Consider the following 22,431-nt stretch of genomic DNA (forward strand, 5'->3'; position numbering starts at 1 on the left):
CCAGGCTTCTTACGCTTCCGAATGCCAAGGACCTGCCCCATGCTGTTGCGCCAATCCCCGCTCCTGTTTGCCGCCCTGACCCTCAGCCTGACGGTGCACGCCGAAACCCTGCAACTGGCACCGGTCGAAGTCAGCACGGCGCCCGCCAGTGCCGGTGAAATGGCTCAGGCGCAGCTCAAGAGCGTGCCTGGCGCCACTAACTACATCGACCTGGACAGCGTGCAACAGGGGCGCGTCAGCACCAATGAGGATGTGTTCAAGTATCAGGCCGGGGTGTATGCCAAGGCTGCGAATAATGAAGGGGTGAAGCTGTCCATCCGTGGCTCGGGCCTGAACCGCAGCCCTGGGTCCCATGCGTCCGGCCTGTTCGAGATGCTCGACGGTTTGCCGCTCACCGGGCCCGGCGGCACGCCCTATGAACTCAAGGACCCACTGTGGCACAGCCGCGTTGAGGTGCTGCGCGGCGCCAACGGCTTTGATCGCGGTGCGCTGGCGTTGGGGGGGGCGGTCAACTACATCACCCGTACCGGCTATGACGCGCCGACTTTGCAACTGCGCTATGAGGCGGGCAGTCGCGGTTATGCCCAGCGTGAAATCAGTTCCGGCCAGGTGCTGGGCGACGCCGACTACTACATCAGCCTCACCGACGCCGCGTCCGACGGCTATCAGCAGCAGAGCGCCGGTAGCGGCAAGGGTATTGCCGCCAACTTCGGCTATCGCTTCAACCCGGACCTGGAAACCCGCTTCTATTTTCGTTACCGCGAAACCGCCAACGACACCCCCGGCAAGCTCACGCGTTACCAGATCAGCCATGATCCGCGTGCCGCCAACAGCCTCAACGCCGCCCGCGATTCCAAGCGCCTGCAACCAGGCTCCACCTGGATCGCCAACAAAACCACCCTGCAATTGGATGAAAACTCAAAGGTCGAGGTCGGCCTGGCCTATCACGATTACCCCATGGACCTGCGCGAAGGCACCAACCGCCTGAAAGTCGCCTACACCGATATCAGCGGCACCCTGAACTACATCCGGCAGGACAGCCTGTTCGGCCATGACAGCAAAACCACCCTCGGCCTGCGCACCACCCAGGCGATGCCCAACAATGGCGCGTCGGAATATGTACGTACGCCGGCCACAAATACCGCCAGCTACGCGCCAGGCACCAGGACCCGCGATTATTCCTACCTCGGGTCCGACACCGTGCTGCATATCGGTAATGACCTGGAACTGTTGCCGGACCTGTGGCTGACCACCGGCCTGGCGGCCATTTATACGCGCCGCGAAACCCAGGTTACCTACCCGCAAGGTCAGGCGCCGCTCAGTCAGCATGACTGGGATTACGCACCGCGCATTGGCCTGCGTTATGACTTCAATCCGCAATTGCAGGTATACGGCAACCTCAGTCGCTCGGTCGAGCCGCCGCATGCGTGGTCGATGATCTGGGGTTCCAACAAATACTTCACCAGCGGCCCGGCCAAAGGGCTGGCGCGTGAAGGCGTGAGCCTGAGAAACCAGACCGCCACCACCCTGGAAGTCGGCGGACGGGGTGAAGCGTGGCTTGGTGCCTGGGACCTGGCGCTGTACCGCTCCGAAGTGCGCCACGAACTGCTGGCCGTGGAAACCCAGGCCCAGACCGCCACCAGCAACGCCGTGATTGCCGAGGCCAACGCCAGCCCCACGGTGCATCAGGGCGTGGAACTGAGCCTGCTCAGCCCGCTGTGGGACGGCGGCCGCGAGGGCCGGCTCGATCTGCGCCAGGCCTACACCTTCAGCGACTTCCACTACCGTGACGATGACCGCTTTGGCAGCAACACGCTGCCGGGCATCCCCAGGCATTATTACCAGGCGCAAGTTCGCTACAGTCACCCGAGCGGCTTCTACACCAGCCTCAACACCGAGCACTCTTCGCGGGTGGCGGTGGACTATGCCAATTCCTATTACGCGGCCGCCTATACCTTGCTGGGCGCGACCTTTGGCTACGACGCGCCGAAGCAGGACTGGCAGGCGTGGGTCGATCTGCGCAATCTCACCCACCGCCGCTATGCCAATACGGTCACGCCGGGGTATGACGACAAGGGGCTGGACGTCGCGCGTTCGACCCCGGCGGATGGGCGGGGCATCTATACCGGAGTGTCCTGGCGCTGGCGTTGAGTTCAGGATCCGCAACGGACTAATGGGTGGCAGGCAATTTCACGGTGAAGGTTGTGCCGGCCTCTGCCGATGAACTTACCGCCACATCACCGCCATGCACCTTGGCCAGTTCGCGCACGATATACAGGCCAAGGCCCACGCTGCGCACCTGGCTGCCTTGATCGGTGCCACGGGTCATGGGTTCGAACAGATTGGCGAGCAGCCCCTCGGGAATCGCGGTGCCATGGTTGTGTACGGCGACTTCACAGACGTTATTACCGATTCGCGAGGTGATGCGGATTTCGCGCTGCAGGTCGCCATACGCCACGCTGTTGGCCACCAGGTTGCCGATAATCTGTTGTACGCGGTCGGCATCCAGGCTCGCGCTGCCAAAGCCCTCGATATGGTGCACCAGTGTCGCCTTGGGGAAGGCGACACGCAGTTCCTCGACGGCATGGTGAATGACTGTGTGAAAGTCCAGCGGCGCGGCGCGGATAATGATGCCGTGACCAACCCTGGCCTGGGTGAAGTCAAGCAAGTCGGCGATCATGCGCTGGGCGCGCTCGGATGACTGGTCGATATGCCCCAGCAGTTGGCGCTCCTTTGGCGTGCACTCACCACGGCTGAGAAAATCCGAAGCCATGCGAATGGCCGTGAGCGGGTTTTTCAAATCGTGGCTGACAATCGCCACCATCTGTTCGGCGAACATCGCGCGCCGCTGCGAGATGGCATAGGCTTGCTTGAGTTCCGCCTGCGCCTGATGCAGGGCGATTTCAGTGGCGGTTTTTTCCTGCAACAGGGCTTCGGCCAGCTTGCGCGCGTTCAACAGCTCGCGTTCGTACTTGTCACGGTCAGTGGTACCGAACAGCGCCAGGTCGTACACCACGGCGTCGCCGAGTTGGCGACGATTGCCATTGAGCAGCACCGTCACTTTCTGCCCGTCGCGGTGCACGGTGTCGAGCTTCACCTCGGTGACGCTGCCATGCATGCGCAGCATCGGCGCCAGGTGCGTTTGATGGAAAATTCGCCCGCCCATGGTCAGCAGGTCCTGGAAGCGCCGGCCACACAGCTCCTGGGCACTGAACCCCAACCAGTCGGTGAAGCGTGCATTGACCTGCAGAATCGTGCCGTCTTCGGCAGTCACGGCCAGCGCACAGGCGGCGCTGTCGAACAGGTCAATGGGCATGGGCGGCTGCCCACGGCGCCAGGAAGCTGTGCATCGCCGCCGCGCACGCCACTGGCGCGCTCATGTGCGGACAATGGCCTACGTTGTCGATCAGGCAATAAGTGCTGTTGGGGACTACGCGATGCAGGTATTCACCCACCACGACCGGGGCAATCAGGTCGTCGCTCGATTGCAGGATCAACACCGGGGCGGCCAGGCCGGTCACATCTTCACGGTTGTCCGCCATGAAAGTCACGCGTGCGAATTGCCTGGCAATGTCCGGTTCGGTGCGGCAGAAGCTCTCGGTCAGCGCTTCGCTGAGTTCCGGTTGCCCGGGCGCACCCATGATCACCGGGGCCATGGCACTGGACCAGCCGAGGTAATTGCTGTCGAGTGTGTCGAGCAGGTCATCGATGTCGCTGCGCTTGAAACCGCCGATGTAGCCTGCGTCGTCGATGTAGCGGGGCGATGGGCCAATCATCACATGGGCGGCGATGCGCCCGGGCTGCAGGCGGTCGGCGAGGACGCCGATCATCGCGCTGACCGAGTGGCCCACCAGAATCACCGGGCCCTGGGCATAGGCGTCAATGATTTCATTCAAGTCACGAGCATAACCGTCCAGCGTGCCGTACTTGGTCTTGTCGAAGGCGACAAGGTCCGACAGGCCTGCACCCACCAGGTCATACATCACTACGCGGAAACGCTCGGTAAAATGCGGCGCCAAATAGTTCCACATCGCCTGGTTGCAGCCGAAGCCATGGGAGAACACCAGGGTCGCCATGCCGTCGCCCATCACATTCACATTGTTGCGGTGGCGTAGGTCCATGGAGGTCTCAAAATTATGGCGTATTGCTATGTGAGGCGCAGTTTAGATAGTCAACGCCTTTGGGTCACGCGTTATAGCGACGATAGGTTACAGTCAGCGCCATTCAGGACGAAACTTCAGGTAACAAAACATGATGCGGTGGGTACGGCTGTCCGTCTTGAGTCTGCTGGCACTGATGTGCTTCGGCGTGTTTACTGCCGCCCAGGCTGATGTTTCGCCGCTTGGCGTGGCCCTCGATCAGCGGGTGATCGACCTCACCAACACCCTCGACGCCGACACCACCGCCCGTCTGAAAAGCCGGCTAGCCGACCTCGAACAGCGCAAAGGTTCGCAGATTGCCGTGTTGCTGGTGCCCGGAACCGGCGGAGCCAGCATCGAGGATTACGCCAATCAACTGTTTCGCGCCTGGCAACTGGGCCGCAAGGACGTCAACGACGGCATCCTGCTGGTGGTGGCCAAGGACGACCGCAAGGTGCGTATCGAAGTCGGGTACGGGCTGGAAGGCACAGTCACCGATTTGCTTGCCCGCCGGATCATCGAGGAACACATCACCCCGGCGTTTCGCCAAGGCGATTTTGCCGGTGGCGTCAGCCAGGGTGTGAACGACCTCGTTGTGCTGGTTGAGGGCGGCGACTTGCCGGCAGTCGCCGTTCCGGGCGTCAGTCCCCAGGCCATGGCGATACTGCTGGCACTGATCGCCGGCGGCATCGGTGGTGTGTTGATGGCCGCAGGCATGTTGCACTGGCGCCGTGCCTTGATTGCCACGGCTGGAGTGACCCTGCTGCTGACGGTGTACATCGGTGGACGTGAGTGGCCGATATTCCTGCTGGTATTACCGCTGACGATGCTGATCGGCGGTGCCACGTTTGGCGCATTGTGGCTGGCGCGCGCAGTCTTTTACTGCGTGATGGCTGCACTGGCGTATATCGTCGGCGTGCTGGCAGCGGCTCGGTTTGTCGAACTCAGTCTTGTCCACTGGCTGCTGTGGCCGTTGGGCGCGGCCGTGGTGCTGGGTCTGTACGTGGGGTTGTTCTTCCTGATCAAGGCATCATGGAAAAGCAGCCCGCGTTTCTTCCTCGTGCGCGTACTGGCGGTTGTCGCGATTTATACCGCGGCGGGCCTGCTGTTGGGGCACGGTGCTCAAGGCTGGTGGGTGGCGATACCGGTGGCGACGATTGCGGCGTTTATCCTGTTCGTGCAGAGCGTCTCCAGTTCAGGCTCGGGCTCGAGCAGCCGCTCCAGTTCAAGCTCCGGCAGCTCGCGCTCCAGCGGCAGCTCGTCCGGCGGCGGCGGATCCAGTGGCGGCGGCGGTGCGTCGGGCAGTTGGTGACACGAGCACTCAGGACAGTACGAGGTAATCATTGCGTTGCACGATGGGCGCGTGCGCGCCCTGCACCAGATGCACATAGCGACCGTCCACCAGGTCGATGGGCAGGCAGTCATCCACATCCATCACGGCATCGGTATGCGCCTGGGACCAGCCGCGCAGCATCTGGCGTTTGCCCAGCGTCTTTGCCTCCTGCTTGTTGCGCGCGACGACCAGCAGGTAGTGATGGGCCTCGCCGAAACTGTGGGTGTCGTACCCGCCAAGGTTGATGAAATACAGGCGCGGCGCTCCGGCTTGCGGGGCCAGCGGGCTGAGCTCGACTTTCCAGCCATCGACGCCATCCACCGCCATCCAGGCGTCGATGTGTACGCCCTTGGCGCTGCCGAACCAGTTTTCACGCAATTGCGGGTAAGTGGCTTGCAGGGTATCCGCCACGGCGAATACCACATCATGGACTTCGATCCTCGCCCGCGGGTGCTTGCCCCCGAGCATCACGACAAACAGCATTGCAGGTTCTTCCTGGCGACTTGGCAGAGGGCAACCATACTTCGATTGAACCCTTTTGTCCGGTCAATGCCCCACTGTTTACTTGCGAACTCATCAGGAGGTTGTCATGCGTACCATTGATCTGGCCGGCGTACCGGTCCCCGTCATCGGCCAGGGCACCTGGCGCATGGGGGAAGACCCCGACCAGCACCGTGCTGAAGTGGCGGCATTGCAACTGGGGATCGACGAGGGCATGACCCTGATCGATACCGCCGAAATGTACGGTGAAGGGGGCGCCGAGTCCGTCGTCGGCGAAGCCATACGCGGCAAGCGTGACCAGGTGTTCCTCGTGAGCAAGGTCTACCCGCACAATGCCAGCCGAACGGGCATCCCTCGTGCCTGTGAAGCCAGCCTGCAAAGGCTTGGCACCGACTTTATCGACCTGTACCTGTTGCACTGGCGCGGCCAGTATCCCCTTGAAGAAACGGTCGAGGCCTTCGAGCGTTTGCGCGAAGCCGGCAAGATCGGCCGTTGGGGTGTCTCCAACTTTGATGTGGCCGATCTGCAGGAGCTGGCCTCTGCGGCCTGCGCCACCAATCAGGTGCTCTACAACATCGAGGAGCGGGGGATCGAGTTCGACCTGCTGCCCTGGTGGCAACAACATCATTTGCCGCTGATGGCTTACTGCCCCATCGCCCAGGGCGGCAAATTGCTGTCCAGCCCGACGCTCAAACAGATCGCCCAGCGTCACGAGGCAACGCCTGCCCAGGTCTGCCTGGCGTGGGTACTGCGTCAGGACGGCGTGATCGCCATCCCCAAGGCCGTTACGCCGGAGCATGTGCGACTCAATGCCCGTGCTGCGAACCTGGTGCTGGATGAACATGATCTGGACGCGATCGATCGGGTATTCGGCGCGCCCAAGCGCAAGCATCCGCTGGCGATGGTCTAGCCCTCAGTAACAACCCATCTCGATAGAAACGGCGCCCGTCCCTGGGCGTCGTTTACACATCACATTACGTCAGCTGGACACCGGGCTACGCCAATCGTCCGAGCCGGAGGTGCCCGACACTTCGTGGGTCCAGACAATCTTGCGATACGTGAAATACACGTCTTCCAGATGCGTGAAGTGCGCGTTGTCCGGGTCCTGGCAGTTGGGCATGCGCGATTGGATATCGACGATGGTCGCGCCCTCGAGTTCGATGGTGAAGTAATGCTCCTGGGTGCCGGCCGATGAAGTGCGCAGCCACTCCAGCCGGCATTTCACCTCCTCGCCACTGGTGAGTGCGCTGAAAAGCAGGGGCGATGACTTGTCGAACACCTTGCTGATCATCAATGGTTTATGCACCCGTTGCCCTGTTGGCTGACCGGATTGCGGATCGCGCGGGATGATGACCTGGTGCGCAAACGCCTGGACGAGAATCTGGTCCTCGTGCCCTTCCTGGTAAATATTGCCTACCGAGTCCTGAGTAAAAGTACCTGCCGTAATCAAACCTTGCTTGACGCCAGTGATGGAGAGATACGCGGGTGTTGGCATGACGGGTTTCCTTGTCTGCTTGATAGGGAGTCCATCCCATATTGAAACCGGATGGCCCTGTCTCCTTAACAAAAAACGTGCCGGAAAGTGCAAGGCCTAATGAAATATGGGGGCAGGGTTAGTCGGCGAGTGTCTTTTAATAAGTTGCTGTGAATAAGTGTGTAAGTTTATTGAGGTTGTTTGCGCATGAGTGCGCAATTAGTTGCCGTTTCATCGGGCGGGCGGCAGTGGGCTGGATAAACCATATTTGAGTTTTTCTTCAAAAAAAGTTGCGCAATTTTCTGCGCAGGCCTTGTTTTGCGGGTGTTGTAGGATAAGTCTCAAGTTTATTTTTTTCGCTTGATGAATCTCTTTATCGTGGCTAGTGTTTGCAACTCTTAAAGAGGCTTCTCATCGCTGGCTCAATAGCGTTTTAATGATTTATTGCGTGTTCAGTGTGTTTTATGAGGTGAGTAGTTGTGCGTGGAGCAAAATGGATTATTTGAAAACGCTGTGTGATTATTATCTTGAGTTGGCGCGGCAACCTTGCTCGCATGCAAGTTTCGCCGGCAATGAAATGCGCTTTTCCAGCGAATATGAGGCCCTGGAAAACGAGCTGGCGAAAATGCAATCGATACACGGTGAACGCCAGCCGGATTGGCAAAAAGTCGTTGAAACCAGCGAGTGCATGTTGCGCGAGCATTCCAGGGATCTGCGTGTCGCGGTATGGCTGGTCTGGGCGCTTTACCAGCGTGAATCGTTTGCCGGCCTGTTGGCCGGACTCGGCCTCCTGTTGCATCTCTGCGAGCAGCATTGGGCGGTTGTCTACCCGCTCAAGCTGCGCACCCGCAGTGCGGCTTTTGGCTGGCTGGTATTGCGCCTTGAACCGGTGTTCGACCAAAGCCTGTCGGTTGCAGGCCAGCAGCAGGTGTTTCATCTGCTCCACGAACACCTGTCGCGCCTCGATGAGTGCTGGCGTCAGCGTCTGGGTAATGATGCTCCATTGCTGCTGCCGATTCGCAGGCAATTGTCGGAGCGCCTTGAACATGCCACGCAAGGCAATCCCGCTCCAGCAGCATTGCCGCATGGGATGACCCAGGTCAAACAGGTGGCGGCTCAATTGCTCAAGCCCGAGCCCGCAATCGAAAACGAAAGGGATGCGGCGAAACGCCTGCGTACCTTGCAGGACCAGGCCCGCCCCCTGTGCAAGTGGTGGTTGGGCCAGGGCGCTGCAGACCTGCGCGCCTTGCGCCTGAGTCGAACACTGGCCTGGCTCTCACTGACCGGTTATCCGGACGCAGACAGCCAGAGAACCACGACCTTGCGTGGCCCTGCAGGCGACAAGCTCAAGCGGTGCCAGGAGCGTCTTGCCCAGGGGCATTACGCCGATCTGATACTTGAATTCGATGCGAGCCTGAGCAGCGCAATGTTCTGGTTTGACGGACTGCGCATGCAGTGGGAGTGCCTTGACGCACTGCACGCCAACCTGGCGAAGGCCGAGCTGGAAGTGAGTTTTGCGCTGTTGCTGCAGCGTCTGCCGGACCTGCCTGAGTATCGCTTTTACGACGGAGTGCCGTTTGCCGATGCCAGCACCCGTGACTGGATTGCGCTCCATGTGGCCCGCCATCTGCAAACAAACCAACCCCTGGCGCAGGCGAAAAACATCGACGCCGCACCGTGGGAGACGGCATTGCAGGAAGGGCTGCCCAGGCTGCGCAAGGACGGGCTCAAGGCTGTCGTCGGCGAGTTCACGCAAAGCCTGCACGCCGAGCGAAGCGAGCGCGACCGTTTCCATTGGCGCCTGGCCCAGGCCCGTCTATGTGTACTGGCAGGCAAGCACGAGTTGGCGAAGATCCAGCTCGAACAACTGGATGATCACCTGCAGCACGCAGGGCTTGGACAACCTGCGCGCCTACCTGATGCTGGCGCTGCCGGAACGTCGTGACAATCCTTGGCTGACGCAGCATATGGCCGCGCTGTGGTCTGCACGCCACGCCGCCGACAGCTCGGCGCAAACGCGCTTGAACCTGCACCTGGCGCGTTTGCTGGGGCAAACCTTCGTGGCGCCGCTTGACGATGACCTGGTGGCGCAGGCACGCCAGACCTTGCGCGGTGAGTCCCTGGCCGATGTGGTTTATCGGATGCTGCGAGAGCAGGCACGTAACCTGGAGCCTTTGCGGCTTGCCGAGGGCAGCCTGTTCGCTGCGAGTGATCAGCCAATACCGGGGTTCTACAGCAAAAAATACTGGCTGTATTTCGAGGCGCAGGGTGCGCGCCTGGTGAATGCCATCGCCCAGGATAACTGGGTGCTCGGTGAGGCGAGTGACCTCAGCGCGATGGACTTGCGCCGGCTGATGCTCGAACTGGAACAACGCTACTTCAGCGAGTACGCCGAGGCCTGGAGCGATGCACTGGGGCGCATCCGGCTGCAGGAAACCGACAGCCTCAAAAGAGCTGCCGAGCAACTGGCCGGCCTCACTTCAGCCCAGTCGCCACTGGTGCAGGTGTTGCAGCAGGTCAGGGAAAATACCCGGTTGTTACCCACGAGCGAGCGCCTGGGCGACGTTGCGCGTCAGGCCGGGGAGCTCGGCGCAAAGGTCGAAGCGGCAGGCGCCATATTGGCCAGCCCATTGCTGGGGCATACCCAGGCGGATACCGCTCGACGCGCGTTGCAGCGACGTTTTGAGCCCTTGCACCAGTTGCTGGATGAGCAGCACAACCCTGGCACGGCAGTGAGCCATGTGCTGCAACTGTCCGATCAGTTGCAGCTGCAACTGGCGACGCTGACTCGGGAAAGTTCGCCGGAGCAGGCGGCCTTTCACAGGGTCAAGCGGCGCATGGATGGCCAGCAGGATCTGCTCGGCAATTTGCGCGACGGCGCCGCCCGGTTGCCGCTGCCGCTGTCTGCGTGGGTCGGCGCGATTGCGGATGACACCTGGCAGCGCCTGCTGGAGGAGGCCTACGTGCATGTGAACCAGCGTTACCAGAGCGAGGTGTACAGCGTTTACAGCAAAGCCATTCGCCAGCGGTATCCGTTCAATGCCACCGCGGGCGGCGATGTCGCCCTCAGTGACTTTCAGGAATTCTTCGGCCCTCAGGGCGTGCTGGCAAGGTTTCAGGAGACCTACCTGCGACCTTTTATCAGCGCCGATGGCAGTCGGCATCGCCTGCGGGGCATCGACGGTCGCAGTTTGCCTGTGTCGCGCGCGCTGCTGGATCAACTGAGCAAGGTGCAGCTTATCCGGCGCGGTTTTTTCAGCGAGCAGGGCGAGTTGTCGGTGCGCTTCAGCCTGGCGCCCTACAGCCTGGATCAGGCGGTCAATCGCGCCATCCTGCGCCTGGGCGATCAACAGCTGGAATACCGCCATGGGCCCATCGTACCCATGGCGTTCCAGTGGCCTGTCGAGGGTGACAATGGCCGCAGCAGCCTGGTGCTGGAGCGGGGCGCCGAGCGGCCGCTGGGTATTGAAAGAAATAGCGGAGCCTGGTCGCTGTTCAGGCTGTTTGACTTGCTGCACAGCGAGCCCGCCAGCGGTCGGGATGCGCAAGTGCTCAAGTCCGACCTCGCAGGCTTGCGCGCCAATTACCTGCTGACCAGTCAGCGGACGCCCAGCCCGTTCCAGATGGCGGACTGGCGCACCTTCCGGTTGCCGGAGCAATTGTGAGCCAGGCACCTGCGCGCTGGCGCAGTGCCGGTCATACGCTATGCGGCAAGGATCGCTCACGCAATGAAGACGCGTTGCTCGACTGCCCCGAGCGGGGGTGTTGGGCGGTGGCGGATGGCATGGGTGGGCATCGCGCCGGGGACGTGGCCAGCCAGTGGGTGGTGAGCAACCTGGCGTCAATGGCTGGCCACGGCGACCTTGATCAGCGCGTGGGCGCTGTCCGGTGTTGCCTGCAAGAGGTCAACCGGAAGCTGCGGCATACGGCCCAGGGCCCGCATGACATTATCGGCAGCACCGTTGTAGCACTGCTGCTGGAAGGCGATCGCGCGGCGTGTGTCTGGGCGGGGGACAGCCGCTGCTATCTGTGGCGTGGGCGCAGGCTTTACCTGCTGTCCCGGGATCATTCGCGGATGCGGCAACTGATGGAAGAGCACCGGATGAGCGCGCAGCAGGCCGGTGCCCAGCCGGATGCCAGGGCGCTGACCCGGGCGGTTGGCGCGCGCGAGCGCTTGCATCTTGAGGTGCTGGAACTCGGTACACGTCCTGGCGATGTATTTCTGCTGTGCAGCGACGGTGTCTACCAGGCACTCGATCATGGCGAGCTGGGCCAGGCGTTGAGCCTGGACACACCGCAACAGATGCTGGATCGGGTGTTTGAGTCGGTATTGTGCGGCGCGGCGCGAGACGACCTCACGGCCGTGGTGATCCAGCGATGACAACGCCCCTGTGCACCGGCGACCTGCTCGCCGGTCGCTATCGGCTCGAACGCGTGCTGGGCATCGGAGGCATGGGCGTGGTCTACCGTGCCCGCGACCTGTTGCATGAGCAGTTTGGCGAGCCTTGCTCCAGCGTCGCCTTGAAAGTGCTCGGCGAATGTTTTTCCGAGTGCCCCGATGGCCATGTGCTGTTGTACAGCGAGTTCTCCCTGACACGCGGCCTGTCGCACCCTGGAGTGGTTCGCCTATTCGGGTTCGACGTCGACACCTCCCGCCAATTGGCGTTTTTCACCATGGAGTTGATGCACGGCATGACCCTGGACCGGCTCATGCTGGAACGTCCTGAGGGCCTCGGCTGGCATGAGTGGCAGCCAATGGCATCGCAACTGCTGGACGCATTGGCCTACGCCCATGGGCGCGGCGTGCTGCATGGCGACGTGAAGCCGGGCAATGTCATGGTGGGGGAGACGGGGATACGCCTGTTCGATTTTGGCCTGGGCCAGTCGCAGGCAGTGACCGGGCTGCCAGGTCTGGACCGCCATCGCATCAGCGCCTGGACGCCCGCTTATGCCGCGCCGGAGCTGCTGGGCGGGGGAGAGCTTTCAGCGTCGGCGGATGTGTATGGCGTAGCGTGCGTGTTGTACGCAATGGCGCAAAGGCGGCGTCCGGGTGAACGCCACCCCACTCATGTGCTCAAACGACCCCGCCAGTTACCGCGCCATTGCTGGTCGGCCTTGCGCGCGGCGTTGGCGACGGATCCGCAGCAACGAACGATCACGGTTGCGGAAATGCGGGAGGCAGTGGCTGGTCGATCATGGCGCTGGTTCGTGTAGCTCGGGGTTACTCGGCCACGTCATACAGCTCGCAATATTCCGACCAGCTCAGGCCGGCCATTTGTGCCACTTCCCTGTGCACTTCGAGGCGTTGGGCGGCGAAGGTTTCGGGCGATTCGGCGGTGAGCTTGAGTGTCAACTCCCAGGCGAACAGGCCCTGACGCTCGGCTTCGGCTTCAAAAGCTTCGTTCAGGCGCTCGGCGCGGTATTCGGCCAGGGTTTCACCCTTGGCCCGGGCGGCGAGCGGGTTCAGGGTGTCCAGCTCGGTTGCAAGTGCCGGGTGATCGCTCAGGAAGCGATCCAGGGCCAGTTGATGGTTATCGCCGGGTTGGGACAAGGGCGTGCTCCTTTGCAAGATCTCAGAGGTCGGTCTGCAGGTTGCGCCGTGCGCGTTTGCGCAGACGACGGTCGATTCTGGAACTGATCGGCTGCAACAGAAAGAACATCAGGTAGGCCGTCAGTACCAGCGTCAGGTCCACCCAGGTTCCGGCGACCGGTTCGTCTGAAAATATCTCGACTACGTCCTTGATCAGGAACAGCAGGGCGACCCCGCCCAGCCACAGCAAGGCCTTGAACAGCAATGGTTGCAGGTTGTTCGACAGTTTGTGTTGCATCCCGGGCTTACCTCTGCGGTGCATGACTTCCTCTCAGGCGAGGGTGGAGGTGAGCCACCGTGCCTGAAAGCGTCACCGATGATAACGATTAGGCAAGTTTAGGGATTGATCCAGAGCAGAAAGTTCATTTATTTAGTGACGAATACCGAAGTTACGCCCTCGCAGCAGGCACCAGAAAAGCAGCCTCCAGCAATTGACGCGTATACCCATGCTGGGGATTGGCAAAGATCGTCGCTGCATCGCCCTGTTCCACCACTTGCCCCTGTTTTACCACCATCAACTGATGACTCAATGCCTTGACCACCGCCAAATCATGGCTGATGAACAAGTAGGTCAGGTTGTACTTGGCCTGCAACCCACGCAACAACTCCACCACCTGGCGCTGCACCGTGCGATCCAGCGCTGAAGTCGGTTCGTCGAGCAAAATCAGCCTGGGCTTGAGCACCAGCGCCCGTGCAATCGCAATACGCTGGCGTTGCCCTCCGGAAAACTCGTGGGGGTACCGGTGCCGCGACGCCGGGTCCAGACCTACTTCCTTGAGCGCTGCAATAATCGCCGCTTCCTGTTCGGCCGCCGTGCCCATCCTGTGAATGCGCAGGCCTTCACCGACGATTTCACTGACGCACATCCGCGGGCTCAAACTGCCGAACGGGTCCTGGAACACCACCTGCATCTCCCGACGCAACGGCCGCACCTGTTGCTGAGTGAGCTGATCCAACTGCTGGCCTTCGAATCGAATGCCGCCCTTGCTCGCGATCAACCGCAGGATCGCCAGGCCCAGGGTGGATTTGCCCGAGCCGCTCTCACCGACGATGCCCAGGGTCTGGCCCTGGGGCAGGCTGAAGTTGATGCCGTCCACCGCTTTGACGTAATCGACGGTGTTGCGCAAAAAGCCCTTCTTGATCGGGAACCAGACCTTCAGGTCGTCGACTTCCAGTAAGGGCGGCCCAACTTCATTGGTGGCCGGCCCTCCGCTGGGTTCCGCCGCCAGCAGTTCCTGGGTGTAAGGGTGCTGCGGCGACTGGAACAAGGTCTCGCAGTCGGCCTGTTCGACGATGCAACCCTGTTGCATCACGCACACCCGATGGGCAATGCGCCGCACCAGGTTCAAGTCGTGGCTGATCAACAGCAGCGACATGCCCAGCCGCGCCTGCAGTTCCTTGAGCAGTTCGAGAATTTTCAGTTGCACGGTGACGTCGAGGGCGGTGGTCGGCTCGTCGGCGATCAACAGTTCCGGCTCGTTGGCCAGGGCCATGGCGATCATCACGCGCTGGCGCTGGCCACCGGACAGTTCGTGGGGCAGGGCCTTGAGGCGCTTGTGTGGCTCGGGAATGCCCACCAGTTCGAGCAGTTCCAGCGTGCGTCGGGTGGCCACCTTGCCGGTGAGGCCCTTGTGCAGGCCGAGTACTTCGTTGATCTGTTTTTCGATGCTGTGCAGCGGGTTCAAGGAGGTCATCGGCTCCTGGAAGATCATCGCGATGCGGTTGCCGCGAATATGCCGCAGGGTCTTTTCCTTGAGCGTCAGCAGGTCTTGCCCGGCATAGCGGATAGTGCCGCTCGGATGCCGCGCCAGCGGGTAGGGCAGCAGGCGCAGAATCGAATGGGCGGTCACCGATTTGCCGGACCCGCTTTCGCCTACGAGGGCGAGAGTTTCGCCGCGCTTGATGTCGAAGCTGAGGTTGTTGACCACCCGGTGGTGGTGCTCGCCCGTGACGAACTCGACGGAGAGGTCGCGGACTTCGATCAGATTGTCCTGATTCATCTCATTTCCTCGGGTCGAAGGCATCGCGAGCGGACTCGCCGATAAACACCAGCAAACTCAGCATGATCGCCAGCACGGCAAAGGCACTGATGCCCAGCCACGGCGCCTGCAGGTTGGATTTGCCCTGGGCCACCAGCTCGCCCAGCGACGGAGAGCCGGCCGGCAGGCCGAAGCCGAGGAAGTCCAGGGCGGTGAGGGTGCCGATGGCGCCGGTGAGGATGAAGGGCATGAAGGTCATGGTGGAGACCATGGCATTGGGCAGGATGTGGCGGAACATGATCGCGCCGTTCTGCATGCCCAGTGCCCGGGCTGCGCGCACGTATTCAAGGTTGCGCCCGCGCAGGAACTCGGCGCGCACCACGTCCACCAGGCTCATCCACGAGAACAGCAACATGATTCCCAGCAGCCACCAGAAGTTGGGCTGCACAAAACTGGCCAGGATGATCAGCAGATAAAGCACCGGCAAACCGGACCAGATTTCTAGAAAGCGCTGTCCGGCCAGATCCACCCAGCCGCCGTAGAAGCCCTGCAAGGCGCCGGCGATTACGCCGATGATCGAGCTGAGCACGGTCAACGTCAGCGCAAACAATACCGACACACGAAACCCGTAGATCACTCGCGCCAGCACATCGCGACCCTGGTCATCGGTGCCCAGCAGGTTGACGCTGGACGGTGGCGCGGGAGCCGGCACCTTAAGGTCGTAGTTGATGCTCTGGTAGCTGAACGGAATCGGCGCCCACAGGGTCCAGGCGTCCTTGGCCTTGAGCAGTTCGCGGATGTACGGGCTTTTGTAGTTGGCTTCCAGCGGGAATTCGCCGCCGAAGGTGGTCTCCGGGTAGCGCTTGAGCGCCGGGAAATACCAGTCGCCGTCGTAGTGCACGGCCAGTGGCTTGTCGTTGGCGATCAGCTCGGCGCCCAGGCTCAGGCCGAACAGGATCAGGAACAGCCACAGCGACCACCAGCCACGCTTGTTCGCCTTGAACCGCTCGAACCGGCGGCGATTGAGGGGGGACAGATTCATCTCAATGCTCCCGGCTGGCGAAGTCGATACGCGGATCGACCAGGGTGTAGGTGAGGTCGCCGATGAGTTTCACCACCAGCCCAAGCAGGGTGAAGATGAACAGCGTGCCGAACACCACTGGGTAATCGCGGTTGATCGCGGCTTCAAAACTCATCAGGCCCAGGCCATCGAGGGAGAAGATCACTTCAACCAGCAGCGAACCGGTAAAGAAGATGCCGATGAACGCCGAGGGGAATCCGGCGATCACCAGCAGCATGGCGTTGCGGAACACGTGACCGTAGAGCACGCGGTGGTTGGTCAAGCCCTTGGCCTTGGCGGTGACCACGTATTGCTTGTTGATCTCGTCGAGAAAGCTGTTCTTGGTCAGCAGGGTCATGGTCGCGAAGTTGCCGATCACCAACGCCGTGACGGGCAGCGCCAGGTGCCAGAAGTAATCGAGGATCTTGCCGCTCACGCTCAGCTCGTCGAAGTTGTTGGAGGTGAGCCCGCGCAGGGGGAACCAGTCCAGGTAACTGCCGCCGGCAAACACTACGATCAGCAGGATGGCGAACAGGAACGCCGGGATCGCGTAGCCGACGATGATTGCCGAGCTGGTCCACACGTCGAAATGGCTGCCGTGCCGCGTGGCCTTGGCGATCCCCAGGGGAATCGACACCAGGTACATGATCAGCGTGCTCCATAACCCGAGGGAGATGGACACCGGCATCTTTTCCCTGATCAGGTCGATGACCTTGGCGTCACGAAAGAAGCTGTCGCCAAAATCCAGCCGGGCGTAGTTCTTGACCATGATCCACAAGCGTTCCGGCGCCGATTTATCGAAGCCGTACATTTTTTCGATTTCCTGAATCAGCGCGGGGTCCAGGCCCTGCGCGCCACGGTAGCTGGAGCCGGCCACGGCCACCTCGGCACCGCCGCCGGCGATGCGGCTGGTGGCGCCTTCAAAGCCTTCGAGCTTGGCGATCATCTGTTCCACCGGGCCACCGGGGGCGGCCTGAATGATGACGAAATTGATCAGCAGGATCCCGAACAGGGTGGGGATGATCAGCAACAGGCGGCGAACGATATAGGCCAGCATTCAATCGCCTCCCTTCGCCGGATCGGCGTCAGCTTGGGTGCCTGCGGCGGTTACCGGCGGCACATTGGGTTTGGCCCACCAGGTGGCGGTGCCGACGTCGTACAGCGGGGACACTTTCGGATGGCCGAGGTTGTTCCAGTAGGCCACGCGGAAGGTCTTGATGTGCCAGTTGGGAATCACGTAGTAGCCAAATTGCAGCACGCGGTCCAGGGCCTTGGCGTGGGCGATCAGGCTGGTGCGCGAGTCCGAATCGATCAGTTCCTCCACCAGTTGGTCGATGGCCGGGTCCTTGAGGCCGATGTAGTTGCGGCTGCCGGGCTTTTCGGCGCTGGTGGACTTCCAGAACTCGCGTTGTTCGTTACCCGGCGACGAGGATTGCGGGAAGCTGCCCACCACCATGTCGAAGTCCCGCGAGCGCAGGCGGGTGACGAACTGGGACACGTCGACCCGGCGAATCACCAGGTTGATGCCCAGGTCCGCCAGGTTGCGCTTGAACGGCAGCAGGATGCGTTCGAACTCGGTCTGGGCCAGCAGGAACTCGATGGTCACCGGTGTGCCGGTGGTGTCGACCATCTTGTCGTCAACGATCTTCCAGCCGGCCTGCTGCAGCAATTGGTAGGCCTCGCGCTGCTGGGCGCGGATCATGCCGCTGCCGTCGGTTCTGGACGGCTCGAAGGCCTGGGTGAATACCTCGGGCGGGATTTTGTCGCGCAGCGGCTCGAGAATGTTCAGCTCATCGGGGCCGGGCAGGCCGGTGGCGGCCATGTCGGAGTTTTCAAAATAGCTGCGGGTGCGGGTATAGGCGCCGTTGAACAGCTGTTTGTTGCTCCACTCGAAGTCCAGCAACAGGCTGATGGCCTTGCGCACGCGCACGTCCTGGAACATCGGCTTGCGGATATTGAACACAAAACCCTGCATGCCGGTGGGGTTGCCGTTGGGGATTTCTTCCTTGATCAGTCGGCCCTGGGTGACTGCCGGAACGTTGTAGGCATTCGCCCAGTTCTTGGCGCTGAACTCGGACCAGTAATCGAACTGCCCGGCCTTGAGCGCTTCGAGGGCCACGGTGGCATCACGGTAATAGTCGGTGATGCGGTTGTCGAAGTTGTACAGGCCCTTGTTGATCGGCAGGTCCTTGCCCCAGTAGTCCTTGACCCGTTCATAGCGCACGGACCGCCCGGCCTTCACTTCGGCCACTTGATAAGGGCCGCTGCCGAGGGGGAACTCGAGGTTGCCCTTGTTGAAGTCGCGGTTGGCCCACCAGTGCTTGGGCAGCACCGGCAGTTGGCCGAGGATCAGCGGCAGCTCGCGGTTGTTGGTGCGCTTGAACTTGAACAGCACGCGCAACGGGTCTTCGGCGATCACTTCGTCGACATCGGCATAGTAGGTGCGATAGAGCGGGGTGCCGTCCTTGATCAGGGTCTGGAAGCTGAAGACCACGTCGTCGGCGCGAATGGGGTGGCCATCGTGGAAGCGCGCCTCGGGGCGCAGGTAGAAGCGCACCCAGCTGTTGTCCGGGGCCTTTTCGATCTTGCCGGCCACCAGGCCGTATTCGGTGAAGGGCTCATCCAGACTCTGGGTAGCCAGGGTGTCGTAGATCAGGCCGATATTGTCGGCGGGCACGCCTTTGCTGATGAACGGGTTGAAGCTGTCGAAGCCGGTCAGGCTCGACTCGCGGAACGTGCCGCCCTTGGGCGCGTCCGGATTGACGTAATCGGTGTGCTTGAAGTCGGCTGGGTACTTGGGTGGCTCGTTGTACAGGGTCAGCGCATGCTGCGGCGCGGCCTGGGCGGCGCTGCACAGCAACAGGCTGCCCAGCAGAACGTTACGCAAAGACATCATTGGGCTTTCTCCGAAGCTTTCAGCCACCACGCGCTCAGGCCCAGGCTGTAGGGCGGCGTGGTGACAAAGGCGAACCGGTTGCGGTAGGCCAGGCGATGATAGTTGAGGTACCAGTTGGGAATGCTGTAGTGCTGCCACAGCAGCACCCGGTCCAGGGCGCGGCCGGCGGCCAGTTGCTCTTCGCGGGTCTGGGCCGCGAGCAGTTGGTCCAGCAGGTGATCGACCACCGGGTTGGCAATGCCGGCGAAATTCTTGCTGCCCTTGATCGCGGCCTGGCTGGAGTGGAAGTACTGCCACTGTTCCAGGCCTGGGCTGAGGGTCTGGTTGAGGGTGATCAGGATCATGTCGAAGTCGAACTGATCCAGGCGCTGCTTGTATTGTGCGCGGTCGACGGTGCGCAGGCGGGCATCGATGCCGATGCTGATCAGGTTCTCGACATAGGGCTGCAGGATGCGCTCCAGGTTCGGATTGACCAGCAGGATCTCGAAGCGCAGCGGTTGTCCGTCCTTGTTCAACAGGCGTTGGCCCGACAGTTTCCAGCCGGCCTCGCCGAGCAGGCCGAGGGCACGACGCAGGGTTTCGCGAGGGATGCCGCGCCCGTCGGTCTGCGGCAGGCTGAAGGCTTGGGTTAACAGGTTGGGCGGCAACTGGTCGCGGTAGGGCGAGAGCATCAGCCATTCATGGCCGACCGGTATGCCAGTGGCGGCGAACTCGCTGTTGGGGTAATAGCTGAGGGCGCGCTTATAGGCATTGCTGAACAGGGCGCGGTTGGTCCACTCGAAATCGAACATCAGCCCGAGCGCTTCGCGCACCTTGGTCTGGCTGAAGGTGGGCCGTCGGGTGTTCATGAACAGGCCCTGGCTCTGGGTGGGGATCTGGTGGGCGATCTGCGCCTTGATCACCTCGCCACGGTTGACCGCCGGGAAGTTGTAACCATTGGCCCAGTTCTTGGCCTGGTGCTCGATATAAATGTCGAACTCGCCGGCCTTGAATGCCTCGAACGCCACATCGCTGTCGCGGTAGAACTCCACTTCGACCTTGTTGTAGTTGTAAAAGCCCCGGTTGACCGGCAGGTCCTTACCCCAGTAGTCCTTGACCCGCTCGAACACCAGTTGCCGGCCCGGGGTGACCTTGCTGATGCGGTACGGGCCGCTGCCCAGGGGCGGCTCGAAGGTAGTGGCCTTGAAGTCGCGGTGCTTCCAGTAATGCTGGGGCAGCACCGGCAGTTCGCCCAGGCGCAGGATCAGCAACGGGTTGCCCGCGCGCTTGAACACGAAGCGGATGCGATGGCGGTTGAGAATGTCCACCCGCGCTACTTCCTGCAGGTTGGTGCGGTATTGCGGATGGCCTTCGGTGAGCAGGGTGCGATAGGAAAACGCGACGTCGTAGGCGGTGATCGGCTTGCCATCGTGAAAACGCGCTTGCGGGCGCAGGTTGAACACCACCCAGCTGCGGTCCTCGCTGTATTCCACCGACTGCGCAATCAGGCCGTAACTGGACGCAGGCTCGTCGCCGGACGGCGCGTACTGGCCGGTGCCGACCATCAGCGGCTCGTTCAACTCGTTAACGCCGTATTGCAGGAAATTGGGCGTGGAAACCGGGCTTGAGCCCTTGAAGGTGTAGGGGTTGAGGGTATCGAAGGTGCCAAACGCCATCACCCGCAGGGTGCCGCCTTTCGGCGCTGCAGGGTTTACCCAATCGAAATGGGTAAATTTGGCCGGGTACTTGAGCGTGCCGAACTGCGTGTAACCGTGGCTCTCGGTTATCGTCGCGTGCGCACCAAAGCTCAAGGCCAGACTTATTAGTAGAAGGAGGGGACGCTTCAAGTCAGAGATCCGATCCAGGCGGCTTGGGCTTTATGGTCGGTACAGTAACAGCTTGTTCCGGTTGGAAAAAGCCGGTTTAGATGATGGAGAACCAATGTGGGAGGGGGCTTGCTCCCGATGGCGGTGTGTCAGCCAGTACATGCGCTGGCTGAATCACTGCTATCGGGAGCAAACCCCCTCCCACATTGGATTTTCAGTGTTGCCGAGGATTCAGCGCGGTGCCGAAACCACCAGCATCTGCCCCGGCTTCAGCGCCTGACCCGTGCGCGGGTTCCAGCGTTTGAGATGTTGCATCTCGACGTTGAAGCGCTTGGCGACGATAGACAGCGAGTCGCCTTTCTTGACCTTGTACTGCACCGGTTTTTTGGCACTGGCCACGGCGCGGCGTGTGTCCTGCATCACCAGGGTCTGGCCAACCTTGAGCGCCTGGCCATTGAGCTTGTTCCAGCGCTGCAGGTCATGCACGTCGACCTTGTTGGCCTTGGCGATCAGCGTGAGGTTGTCGCCGCTGCGCACCTTGTAGTTGCGGGTACGCCCGGCCACGCGTGCGGTCTCGACTTCGTCGAGTACCTGCTTTTTCGGGCGCATGGCCAGCAGTTCTTCGGGTTTCATCGTCGACAGCGTGCTGGTCAGAAGGTGCGCCTTGGAACTGGGGACGAGCAGATGCTGGGGGCCGTCGAGGGTGGTGCGTTGCTTGAGGGCCGGGTTGAGCTGGAACAGTTCGTCCTCGTCGATTTCCGCCAGCGCGGCGACCCGCGACAGGTCCATGCTCTGCTTGACCTCAACCACTTCGAAGTAGGGCGTGTTGGCAATCGGGTTCAGATTGACGCCATAGGCTTCAGGCGCCAGCACCACCTGGGACAGCGCCAGGAACTTGGGCACATAGTCGCGGGTTTCCTGGGGCAGGGGCAGGTTCCAGTAGTCGGTAGGCAGGCCGAGCTTTTCGTTACGCTCGATGGCGCGGCTTACCGTGCCTTCACCGGCGTTGTAGGCCGCCAGGGCCAGCAGCCAGTCGCCGTTGAACATGTCATGCAGGCGCGTCAGGTAATCCAGGGCGGCGGTGGTGGATGCGGTGATATCACGGCGGCCATCGTAGGCGCGGGTCTGGCGCAGATTGAAGTAACGCCCGGTGGAGGGAATGAACTGCCACAGGCCGACCGCATCGCTGCGCGAATAGGCCATCGGGTTGTAGGCGCTTTCAATCACTGGCAGCAGCGCCAGTTCCAGCGGCATGTTGCGCTCTTCGAGGCGTTCGACGATGTAATGAATGTAGAGACTGCCGCGTTCGCCGGCGTTTTCCAGAAAGGATGGATTGCTCGCGAACCACAGGCGCTGTTGCTCGATGCGCGGGTTGACGCCTGCGCTGTCCTGTAATTGAAAGCCCCGACGCATGCGTTCCCAGACATCCTGGGGCACTTCGGGGCTGGGCTTCTCTGAAAGCCAGATGGGTTTTTGCTTGATCTTGGCAGCAAGATTCGGTTTGGGTTGCACGGTGGATTGTGCAGCATATTGTGTGGATTGGCAGCCCGCCAGAGTTGCGGAAACGGCCACCGCCACGGCTTGAGCCAGGCGGGTCAATGCGTCTGAAGAGATGGATTTACGAATAGATGACGACATTGGCTGGAAGTAAGTT

Annotated in this window: 18 protein-coding genes and 1 pseudogene; 7 read left to right on the forward strand and 12 right to left on the reverse strand. The window is 61.5% G+C overall.

Translation table 11 applies throughout. From position 1 onward, the window contains the following. The first annotated feature begins 39 nt into the window (after positions 1-39). Positions 40-2,151, forward strand: coding sequence for a TonB-dependent receptor family protein (locus LUB09_RS04675; RefSeq protein ID WP_231421794.1), 2,112 nt, complete (start codon positions 40-42; stop codon positions 2,149-2,151). A gap of 19 nt (positions 2,152-2,170) precedes the next feature. Here LUB09_RS04675 and LUB09_RS04680 read toward each other — a convergent pair whose 3' ends face one another. Together LUB09_RS04680 and LUB09_RS04685 are read right to left on the reverse strand one after the other, a co-directional pair. After that, positions 2,171-3,316, reverse strand: a complete 1,146-nt coding sequence (locus LUB09_RS04680; RefSeq protein WP_231421795.1) for a PAS domain-containing sensor histidine kinase — start codon at positions 3,314-3,316, stop codon at positions 2,171-2,173. Next, positions 3,306-4,121, reverse strand: coding sequence for an alpha/beta fold hydrolase (locus tag LUB09_RS04685; RefSeq protein ID WP_231421796.1), 816 nt, complete (start codon positions 4,119-4,121; stop codon positions 3,306-3,308). Before LUB09_RS04685 ends, LUB09_RS04680 begins: the two co-directional genes overlap by 11 nt. Before the next feature lie 130 nt (positions 4,122-4,251). Between LUB09_RS04685 and LUB09_RS04690 the strand changes: the two genes are divergently transcribed. After that, entirely contained in the window at positions 4,252-5,451 is a 1,200-nt protein-coding gene (locus LUB09_RS04690; RefSeq protein WP_209981154.1) for a TPM domain-containing protein, read from the forward strand. Between the two features lie 9 nt (positions 5,452-5,460). Here LUB09_RS04690 and LUB09_RS04695 read toward each other — a convergent pair whose 3' ends face one another. Further along, the gene (locus LUB09_RS04695) at positions 5,461-5,955 is read right to left on the reverse strand and encodes a DUF1543 domain-containing protein (protein ID WP_209981156.1); all 495 of its coding nucleotides are present in this window, start codon (positions 5,953-5,955) and stop codon (positions 5,461-5,463) included. Positions 5,956-6,061: 106 nt separating this feature from the next. On the opposite strand from LUB09_RS04695, the gene LUB09_RS04700 reads away from it, so the two are divergent. Beyond that, positions 6,062-6,883: an aldo/keto reductase gene (locus LUB09_RS04700; protein ID WP_231421797.1), complete on the forward strand. Its 822-nt coding sequence runs from the start codon at positions 6,062-6,064 to the stop codon at positions 6,881-6,883. Between the two features lie 69 nt (positions 6,884-6,952). On the opposite strand, the gene LUB09_RS04705 is transcribed toward LUB09_RS04700, so the two are convergent. Further along, entirely contained in the window at positions 6,953-7,468 is a 516-nt protein-coding gene (locus LUB09_RS04705; protein ID WP_003235468.1) for an Hcp family type VI secretion system effector, read from the reverse strand. 472 nt (positions 7,469-7,940) lie between these two features. On the opposite strand from LUB09_RS04705, the gene tssA reads away from it, so the two are divergent. From tssA to LUB09_RS04725, 4 genes and pseudogenes are all read left to right on the forward strand, one after another. Continuing rightward, positions 7,941-9,392: a type VI secretion system protein TssA gene (tssA, locus tag LUB09_RS04710; RefSeq protein WP_269325477.1), complete on the forward strand. Its 1,452-nt coding sequence runs from the start codon at positions 7,941-7,943 to the stop codon at positions 9,390-9,392. Further along, positions 9,343-11,112: pseudogene (gene tssM / locus LUB09_RS04715) on the forward strand (type VI secretion system membrane subunit TssM); the annotation flags it as partial. The gene tssA and the pseudogene tssM, both read left to right, overlap by 50 nt. After that, positions 11,109-11,828: a PP2C family protein-serine/threonine phosphatase gene (locus LUB09_RS04720; protein ID WP_231421798.1), complete on the forward strand. Its 720-nt coding sequence runs from the start codon at positions 11,109-11,111 to the stop codon at positions 11,826-11,828. The pseudogene tssM and the gene LUB09_RS04720, both read left to right, overlap by 4 nt. After that, entirely contained in the window at positions 11,825-12,661 is an 837-nt protein-coding gene (locus LUB09_RS04725) for a serine/threonine-protein kinase (protein WP_231421799.1), read from the forward strand. The genes LUB09_RS04720 and LUB09_RS04725 overlap by 4 nt, the downstream gene beginning before the upstream one ends. Before the next feature lie 7 nt (positions 12,662-12,668). Here LUB09_RS04725 and LUB09_RS04730 read toward each other — a convergent pair whose 3' ends face one another. From LUB09_RS04730 to LUB09_RS04765, 8 genes are all read right to left on the reverse strand, one after another. Then, positions 12,669-12,998: a DUF6388 family protein gene (locus LUB09_RS04730; protein WP_209981191.1), complete on the reverse strand. Its 330-nt coding sequence runs from the start codon at positions 12,996-12,998 to the stop codon at positions 12,669-12,671. A gap of 22 nt (positions 12,999-13,020) precedes the next feature. Next, the gene (locus tag LUB09_RS04735) at positions 13,021-13,275 is read right to left on the reverse strand and encodes a hypothetical protein (protein ID WP_209981193.1); all 255 of its coding nucleotides are present in this window, start codon (positions 13,273-13,275) and stop codon (positions 13,021-13,023) included. A 151-nt stretch (positions 13,276-13,426) separates the two neighbouring features. After that, on the reverse strand, positions 13,427-15,037 hold the full coding sequence (locus LUB09_RS04740; RefSeq protein WP_231421800.1) for an ABC transporter ATP-binding protein: 1,611 nt from the start codon (positions 15,035-15,037) through the stop codon (positions 13,427-13,429). A 1-nt stretch (position 15,038) separates the two neighbouring features. After that, a complete protein-coding gene (locus tag LUB09_RS04745; protein ID WP_003235508.1) occupies positions 15,039-16,058 on the reverse strand; it encodes an ABC transporter permease in 1,020 nt (339 codons plus the stop codon). A 1-nt stretch (position 16,059) separates the two neighbouring features. Beyond that, complete coding sequence (locus LUB09_RS04750) at positions 16,060-17,133, reverse strand: microcin C ABC transporter permease YejB (RefSeq protein WP_209981197.1); 1,074 nt, start codon at positions 17,131-17,133, stop codon at positions 16,060-16,062. Continuing rightward, a complete protein-coding gene (locus LUB09_RS04755; protein ID WP_209981199.1) occupies positions 17,134-18,972 on the reverse strand; it encodes an extracellular solute-binding protein in 1,839 nt (612 codons plus the stop codon). It lies immediately after the preceding gene. Continuing rightward, entirely contained in the window at positions 18,969-20,798 is a 1,830-nt protein-coding gene (locus LUB09_RS04760) for an extracellular solute-binding protein (RefSeq protein ID WP_209981203.1), read from the reverse strand. Before LUB09_RS04760 ends, LUB09_RS04755 begins: the two co-directional genes overlap by 4 nt. A 210-nt stretch (positions 20,799-21,008) precedes the next feature. Continuing rightward, positions 21,009-22,415, reverse strand: coding sequence for a transglycosylase SLT domain-containing protein (locus LUB09_RS04765; RefSeq protein WP_231421801.1), 1,407 nt, complete (start codon positions 22,413-22,415; stop codon positions 21,009-21,011). Positions 22,416-22,431: the final 16 nt, after the last annotated feature.

The sequence above is a fragment of the Pseudomonas sp. Leaf59 genome (assembly GCF_920984685.1).
In the GTDB taxonomy this organism is placed as follows: domain Bacteria; phylum Pseudomonadota; class Gammaproteobacteria; order Pseudomonadales; family Pseudomonadaceae; genus Aquipseudomonas.

What these genes read in the sequence shown, in the direction of transcription:
- LUB09_RS04725 (WP_231421799.1), top strand. Translation starts at nt 11,825, where the DNA reads ATGACAACGCCCCTGTGCACCGGCGACCTGCTCGCCGGTCGCTATCGG.
- LUB09_RS04740 (WP_231421800.1), bottom strand. Translation starts at nt 15,037, where the DNA reads ATGAATCAGGACAATCTGATCGAAGTCCGCGACCTCTCCGTCGAGTTC.
- LUB09_RS04755 (WP_209981199.1), bottom strand. Translation starts at nt 18,972, where the DNA reads ATGATGTCTTTGCGTAACGTTCTGCTGGGCAGCCTGTTGCTGTGCAGC.
- LUB09_RS04750 (WP_209981197.1), bottom strand. Translation starts at nt 17,133, where the DNA reads ATGCTGGCCTATATCGTTCGCCGCCTGTTGCTGATCATCCCCACCCTG.
- LUB09_RS04690 (WP_209981154.1), top strand. Translation starts at nt 4,252, where the DNA reads ATGATGCGGTGGGTACGGCTGTCCGTCTTGAGTCTGCTGGCACTGATG.
- LUB09_RS04675 (WP_231421794.1), top strand. Translation starts at nt 40, where the DNA reads ATGCTGTTGCGCCAATCCCCGCTCCTGTTTGCCGCCCTGACCCTCAGC.
- LUB09_RS04735 (WP_209981193.1), bottom strand. Translation starts at nt 13,275, where the DNA reads ATGCAACACAAACTGTCGAACAACCTGCAACCATTGCTGTTCAAGGCC.
- LUB09_RS04685 (WP_231421796.1), bottom strand. Translation starts at nt 4,121, where the DNA reads ATGGACCTACGCCACCGCAACAATGTGAATGTGATGGGCGACGGCATG.
- LUB09_RS04765 (WP_231421801.1), bottom strand. Translation starts at nt 22,415, where the DNA reads ATGTCGTCATCTATTCGTAAATCCATCTCTTCAGACGCATTGACCCGC.
- LUB09_RS04745 (WP_003235508.1), bottom strand. Translation starts at nt 16,058, where the DNA reads ATGAATCTGTCCCCCCTCAATCGCCGCCGGTTCGAGCGGTTCAAGGCG.
- LUB09_RS04680 (WP_231421795.1), bottom strand. Translation starts at nt 3,316, where the DNA reads ATGCCCATTGACCTGTTCGACAGCGCCGCCTGTGCGCTGGCCGTGACT.
- tssA (WP_269325477.1), top strand. Translation starts at nt 7,941, where the DNA reads ATGGATTATTTGAAAACGCTGTGTGATTATTATCTTGAGTTGGCGCGG.
- LUB09_RS04700 (WP_231421797.1), top strand. Translation starts at nt 6,062, where the DNA reads ATGCGTACCATTGATCTGGCCGGCGTACCGGTCCCCGTCATCGGCCAG.
- LUB09_RS04705 (WP_003235468.1), bottom strand. Translation starts at nt 7,468, where the DNA reads ATGCCAACACCCGCGTATCTCTCCATCACTGGCGTCAAGCAAGGTTTG.
- LUB09_RS04695 (WP_209981156.1), bottom strand. Translation starts at nt 5,955, where the DNA reads ATGCTGTTTGTCGTGATGCTCGGGGGCAAGCACCCGCGGGCGAGGATC.